The following is a 6045-nucleotide window of genomic DNA, read 5'->3' on the forward strand; positions in this document are numbered from 1 at the left end:
GTGCGGTTGCGGGCCTCGGCGCGGGCGCGCCGCTCCTCCGTCCGGATGCGGCGCTCCTCGGCGGCCCGCCGCACCCCCTCGGCCCGTCGCTCCGCGTAGCCGTTGGGCTCCACGACATGGAAGCACTGGCCACAGACGTAACCGCCCTCGGGACCCTCGATGACCGGGTTCAGACAGTCCTTACACAGCATCACTACAGCATTCGGCCGGGAAACAAGACACCACCATTATTCCGCCCGCCTCCCGCAGCGGCAGCACAATCCGTTGCCATCAGCCACCCGGAGTAACCGACCCCTCGCGCGATACCACTCCCCTATATACGTCCTATAGGGGCATTGTGGGGCCGCGCGGGCGCACCGGAAGCTGCTGGGCGATGAAAGATACGGCGAAGAGGGCCGCAAGCAGGCGTTGTGCGGTCACGGCAGGCGTAGTCGCCGCACTCGCGGGGGTGACGGGGTGCCCGGGGCCGGACCACCCGGCCGATCCGGCCGTTCCGCGGCTGTCAACCCGCAGGGCGAACCGGACCGGCGGGGCAACGAGAGCAGCATCGCCCGCTTCACGTTCACCCCGCCCGGGAGGGCCCGCGCCGGCGGGCCGTCAAGGCCGGGTTCCTCCCGCAGGTCACGGACCACGGCCCGCCGTGGCGCGTCCTGGAACTCCCTTCCTCGCTGCGCACCCGGCCGGGCGGGCGGGCCGGTCTGGAGCGGGCGCGGCAGGAGATCACCGAGGCCGTGCTGTCCCGGGGTGCGGCCGGGGACGGCCTGACGCCCGCCCGCTGACGGGGCTCCGCCCGGTGCGGGCGGTCCGTGCCGGGGCTGCGGATCGTGACGGCGGCTCAGCCCATCGCGGCCCGGGTGGCGGGAGAGTCCTCCAGGGTGCCGCGGTTGACCTCCTTGCACAGCGGGACGGCGCTGACGTTGCCGACGTATGCCGCCGCGACCCAGGTGGGACGGTTGCGCAGCATGTACCAGACGTCGTTCCCGCCGACGCTCTGGGCGTGGACCTTGCAGCGCAGCCCGATCTTGGCACCGCGGCCGAAGGTTCCCCGTACGGCCGAGTCCGTGCTGGGGTACATCCGCTCGTTGACGCCCGTGGGGCTGGTGATGGTGCCGGCGGGGCGCTGCGGCACCGGCGGGACGCCGGGGCCCGAGGCCGCCTGGGCGGATCCGGCGACCAGCAGCGAGCCGGCCAGGGCGGCCACCACGATGGCGTCCGTCGAGATCTTCTTGCTGCGGGCTGCGAGGGTCCTGGGCATGGGGGCTCCCTGTGTGAGGGGTTGATGAAGCAATGCCGACGTACCACGCCGCAATCCCGAATAAACCTGGGCAAAGCACTCTCAGCCGGACGGGGGTGGGTCCTTGCGGGCCCGGCTGGGCTGCACGCGCTTGGGCTCGCCCTTCATCTTCGGGTGCTCCGGCGGGTAGGGCAGGTCGCCCAGCCCGTGCTCGCGCTCGTCCCGGTCGGCCAGTTCCAGGGCCGCCTCCAGCCCGCACGGCCGGTCCTCCATGCCCGCGTGCAGATCGCCCACGGCCTCGAACCGGGCCGGCATGGTGGCCAGGTCGAAGTCCTCGGGCACCGCGTCGCCGGCCACCTCGTCCCACGTCAGCGGTGCGGAGACCGGAGCGTGCGGGCGGGGCCGCACCGAGTAGGCGCTGGCGATGGTGCGGTCGCGGGCGGTCTGGTTGTAGTCGACGAAGACCTTGGCCCCGCGCTCCTCCTTCCACCACGCCGTGGTGACCTCCTGCGGCGACCGCCGCTCCAGCTCCCGCGCGACGGCGATGGCCGCCCTGCGCACCTGGACGAACGTCCACCGCGGCGCGATGGGCACGAACACGTGCAGCCCGCGCCCGCCGGAGGTCTTGGGCCAGCCGGTCAGGCCCAGGCCGTCGAGGACCTCCCTGAGTTCCAGGGCGGCACGGACGGCGTCCGCGTAGCCGGTGCCCGGCTGCGGGTCGAGGTCGATGCGCAGCTCGTCGGGGTGCTCGGTGTCCGTCCGGCGCACGGGCCAGGGGTGGAAGGTCAGGCAGCCCAGGTTCGCGGCCCACAGCACGGCCGCGGCCTCGTTGGGGCAGATCTCGTCGGCGTAGCGGCCGCTGGGGAAGGCGATGCGGCCGGTCGGGATCCACTCCGGCAGGTTCTTCGGCGCCCGCTTCTGGAAGAAGGACTCCCCCTCGACCCCGTCCGGGTAGCGCTCCATCGTGGTCGGGCGGTCCTTGAGCGCCCGGACGATGCCGTCGGCGACGGCGAGGTAGTAGCGGGCCAGGTCGTACTTGGTGAAGCCGCGCTCGGGAAAGTAGACCTTGTCCGGGTGCGACAGCCGTACCGTCCGCTCCCCGGCGGTGATCTCCAGCGCCTCCTCTGCCACACCCTCACGCTAGAGGCCCGCGCCGCACGGCGCCTGCGGGCGGCGGCGCCGGGAGCGCGGGGCGCGCGAAGAGGCGGCCGGGGCCCGGGGCCCGCACAATCGCGGTCATGGATCTCCCCGTGATGCCCCCGCTGCAGCCGATGCTCGCCAAGTCCGTGGCGAAGATCCCGCCCGGCATGCTGTACGAGGCGAAGTGGGACGGCTTCCGGGCCATCGTCTTCCGCGACGGCGACGACGTCGAGCTGGGCAGCCGCTCCAGCAAACCGCTCACCCGCTACTTCCCGGAGCTCGTCGAGGTCTTCCGCGAGCAGCTCCCGCCCCGCTGCGTGCTCGACGGGGAGATCGTCGTCAGCCGCGGCGGGCGCCTCGACTTCGACGCCCTGCTCGAACGCATCCACCCCGCCGACTCCCGCGTCCGCCATCTGGCCGAGGTCACCCCGGCGAGCTTCATCGCCTTCGACCTGCTCGCCCTCGGCGAGGAATCCCTGCTGACGACCCCGCAGCGGGACCGGCGGGACGCGCTGACCTCGGCGCTGCAGGGGGTGCGGGCCCCGGTCTACATCGCACCCGCCACCTACGACCTCGAAACGGCCCACGCGTGGTTCGAGCAGTTCGAAGGGGCCGGGCTCGACGGGGTCGTCGCGAAGCCGCCCGCCTCCCCGTACCGGCCCGGCGAGCGGGCCATGGCCAAGATCAAGCACGATCGGACCGCCGACTGCGTCGTCGCCGGGCTGCGCCACCACAAGAGCGGGCCCGTGGTGGGCTCCCTGCTGCTCGGCCTCTACGACCCGGCCGGGCGGCTGCAGCACGTCGGGGTCTGCGCCTCCTTCCCCATGCGCCGCCGGCAGGAGCTGATGGAGGAGCTCGAACCCCTGCGGATGCCCACGGTGGAGGGACACCCGTGGCAGGAGTGGGCCACCGAGGAGGCGCAGGCCACCGGTCGGATGCCCGGCGGGCCCAGCCGGTGGACCGGCACCAAGGACCTGTCCTGGGTGCCGCTGCGGCCCGAACGGGTCTGCGAGGTGGCCTACGACCACCTCCAGGGCGACCGCTTCCGGCACACCACGCAGTTCCGCCGGTGGCGCCCCGACCGCGAGCCGCACCAGTGCACGTACGCCCAGCTGGAGGAACCCGCGGCCTACGAGCTGGCCGACATCCTCCAGCTGTGAGGTCCGCGGCGGGCGCTGCCCGCGGCGTCCCGCTCAGAGCGTGCGCAGGGCGGGGAGCAGCTCCCTCTTGGCCCAGTCCAGGTACGGGGCCTGCTGGTCGCCGCCGATCTGGACGAGGGCGACCTCGGTGAACCCTGCCTCCGTGTAGGCCCGCACCGCCTCGACGAAGCGGTCCGTATTGGATCCGCAGGGGATCGCCTTCGCAACGTCATCCTTGGTGACGAAAGCGGACGCGGAGGCGAAGGCCGCGTCGTGCGGCAGCTCGGAGTTGACCGGCCAGCCGAGCCCGAACCAGCGGAACTGCTCGTGGGCCCGTTCGACCGCCGCGCCGTGGTCGGTGTCGTAGCAGACGGGCAGCTGTCCGATGCGGGGCTTGCCGGCGCCCCCGTGGCGGTCGAACCCCTCCAGCAGCTCCCTGCGGGGCTCGGTCGCGATGACCATGTCGGCCAGTTGGCCGGCCAGGCGGCAGGAGTGCTCCCCCGACACGGCGATGCCGATGGGCGGAGGCGGCTCGGGAACGTCCCACAGCCTGGCGTGTTCGACGGCGTAGTGGGTGCCGTGGTGGGTGACGAGCTCCCCGTCCAGGAGCGCCCGGATGAGGAAGACCGCCTCTTCGAGCATCTCGTGCCGGACGCTGACGCCCGGCCAGCCGCGTCCGACCACATGCTCGTTGAGGTTCTCGCCCGACCCGAGCCCCAGGCGGAAGCGCCCCTGCGAGAGCAACTGCACCGTGGCCGCCTGCTGGGCGACGACCACGGGGTGGTAGCGCGTGGTGGGACAGGTCACGAACGTCATGAGCGGGATCCGCGACGTCGCCTGCGCCGCGGCGCCCAGGACGGCCCACGCGTTGGGCGCATGGCCCTGGGAGGCGAGCCAGGGGAAATAGTGGTCGGACGTGACGGAGAAGTCGAATCCCGCTTCCTCCGCGCCCACCACGTGCGCGACGAGCTCACGGGGGCCCGCCTGCTCGGTCATCATCGTGTATCCGATGCTTACCATCGCACCTCTCCTCCGATTTCCCCTTTTTCAGATCCCGTTCGGCGTAATCCGACGTGTCTGACGGGTCGGCACCTGTCACTCTGTCTGGAATGGACAGATCGGCAGATATGGAATATTGGGGGATCTATGTCACACAAGTCCCGGCGACACACGGCCCGGCCCCGCAAGGTCCGGGCGTCCACGACGGGAACCACGGGTACGACGAGACCGGCGGGAACGAAGAAGAAGACGAGGAGCCGGGCCCTGCGCTGCGGTGCGGTCGTCCTGGTGTGCGCAGGGGCGCTGTCACTGGCCGGGACGGCCTGTGAGGCGCTGACGGAGGACGACGACAACCTCGATGCCACGTCTCCGTTCTGGGTGGAGCCGCGGGGGCCGGCGGCCCGTCAGGTGCGGGTCTGGCAGGAGCAGGGGCGCGAGGACGACGCCGTCGTCCTGCAGCGCATCGCGAAGGAGCCCATGGCGGTCTGGCTGACCGGTGACGATCCGAAGGCGCAGGCCGAGAGCGTCACCCGGCAGGCCGAGCGCAGCGGGGTCATTCCCGTGCTGGTCGCCTACAACATCCCTCAGCGCGACTGCGGTCAGTACTCGTCGGGCGGCGCTCCCGACGCCAGGCACTACCGCGCCTGGGCCGCGCGGGCCGCGGCCGGGATCGGCGCGCGCCGGGCCTGGATCGTCCTCGAACCGGACGCGCTCGCCCAGTGGGCGTCGGGCTGCGTCCCCGCAGCGGCCGCCAAGCAACGCCTGGCGCTCATCGCGCAGGCCGTGCGGATCTTCAAGTCCAAGCCCGGCGTCTCGGTCTACATCGACGCGGGAAACCCGGGCTGGATCCGGGACCACAACATGATGGTGACGGCGCTCACCGAGGCGGGGATCGCAGAGGCCGACGGGTTCGCGCTGAACGTCTCCAATTTCCACACCACGCCCGTCACCCGCGCCTACGGCGACCATCTCTCCGCCCTGCTCGGCGGTGCCCATTACGTCATCGACACGAGCCGCAACGGCAACGGCCCGCTTCCGGCGCCGCCGGAGGGCGGGAAGAAGAAGGACGACCACAAGAAGGAGAAAGAGAAGGAGAAGAAGGAGGGCGGCACAGAGAAGGAAAAGGAGAAGGAGCAGCGGCAGCCCGTGCCGTCGGCCGCCGAGGCCAGGAGAGCCGCGGGCACGCGGGAACCCGGGGACGGAGCGGAAGCGGAGTACGCGGACGGGGAGGAGGAACACGAGCCCGAGTCCTGGTGCAACCCGCCCGGGCGGGCGCTCGGCGCCCCGCCCAGCACCGCCACGGGGAACCCGCGCATCGACGCCTTCCTGTGGATCAAGCGGCCCGGGGAGTCCGACGGCGCCTGCCGCGGCGCGCCGCCCGCGGGCCGCTGGTGGGCCGAGTACGCGCTCGACCTCGCCCGCGCCACGCCGTCGCACCTCATGCCGCCCTCCCTGCAGCCCGGGCAACCGGAAGTCCCCCTCCTGCCGTCCGTGCTTCCCGCCGATCCACCGGGCGGCGCACCGCCCGACGGC

At 72.4% G+C, this 6045-nt stretch carries 5 protein-coding genes and 1 pseudogene; 2 read left to right on the forward strand and 4 right to left on the reverse strand.

All coding sequences use genetic code 11. The features are described from left to right. From V7793_RS31680 to ligD, 3 genes are all read right to left on the reverse strand, one after another. Positions 1-191: hypothetical protein (locus V7793_RS31680; protein ID WP_336013090.1), on the reverse strand; the 191-nt coding region annotated here is incomplete at its 3' end. Positions 192-835: 644 nt separating this feature from the next. Further along, positions 836-1255, reverse strand: a complete 420-nt coding sequence (locus V7793_RS31685) for an SH3 domain-containing protein (protein WP_336013093.1) — start codon at positions 1253-1255, stop codon at positions 836-838. 81 nt (positions 1256-1336) lie between these two features. Beyond that, positions 1337-2365, reverse strand: a complete 1029-nt coding sequence (gene ligD / locus V7793_RS31690; protein WP_336013095.1) for a non-homologous end-joining DNA ligase — start codon at positions 2363-2365, stop codon at positions 1337-1339. 107 nt (positions 2366-2472) lie between these two features. On the opposite strand from ligD, the gene V7793_RS31695 reads away from it, so the two are divergent. Continuing rightward, positions 2473-3534, forward strand: a complete 1062-nt coding sequence (locus tag V7793_RS31695) for an ATP-dependent DNA ligase (RefSeq protein WP_336013098.1) — start codon at positions 2473-2475, stop codon at positions 3532-3534. A 33-nt stretch (positions 3535-3567) separates the two neighbouring features. On the opposite strand, the gene V7793_RS31700 is transcribed toward V7793_RS31695, so the two are convergent. Further along, entirely contained in the window at positions 3568-4533 is a 966-nt protein-coding gene (locus tag V7793_RS31700; RefSeq protein ID WP_336013100.1) for a TIGR03557 family F420-dependent LLM class oxidoreductase, read from the reverse strand. A 126-nt stretch (positions 4534-4659) separates the two neighbouring features. Here V7793_RS31700 and V7793_RS31705 point away from each other — a divergent pair. Beyond that, positions 4660-5943, forward strand: a pseudogene (locus V7793_RS31705) (glycoside hydrolase family 6 protein); the annotation flags it as partial. Positions 5944-6045 lie beyond the last annotated feature (102 nt).

The sequence above is a fragment of the Streptomyces sp. KLMMK genome (assembly GCF_036961605.1).
Taxonomy (GTDB): domain Bacteria; phylum Actinomycetota; class Actinomycetes; order Streptomycetales; family Streptomycetaceae; genus Streptomyces; species Streptomyces telluris.